At 50.6% G+C, this 261-nt stretch carries 1 protein-coding gene; it reads left to right on the top strand.

The window, feature by feature from the left end; translation table 11 throughout:
• On the top strand, positions 1-261 hold a 261-nt coding region (locus PU683_RS22245), incomplete at both ends, for an alpha/beta fold hydrolase (protein ID WP_277174675.1).

Genomic DNA, 261 nt, shown 5'->3' with positions numbered 1-261 from the left:
AGGGTGATTTTTCCCGATTTAAGCGGCCACGGTGATAGTGATCACATCGATCAGCCAGCGTCTATTTCCTATTACGCAAACGAGATCGCGCAATTCATGGACGCTTTGCACATTGATAAAGCTGTGTTATTCGGGTATTCTGCCGGAGGCTTGATCGCGCAGCATATCGGCTTTACCCGCCCGGACAAAGTGTCACACCTTATTCTGTCCGGCGCCTACCCAGCTGTTCATAACGTAATCGGCCAGAAGCTGCACAAACTG

Origin of the sequence: Candidatus Kosakonia sp. 282A-S69 (assembly GCF_029433855.1) — a bacterium.
Lineage (GTDB): Bacteria > Pseudomonadota > Gammaproteobacteria > Enterobacterales > Enterobacteriaceae > Kosakonia > Kosakonia cowanii_A.
The sequence above is the reverse complement of the archived record's forward strand: the minus strand, read 5'-3'. Positions and strand labels throughout refer to the sequence as shown.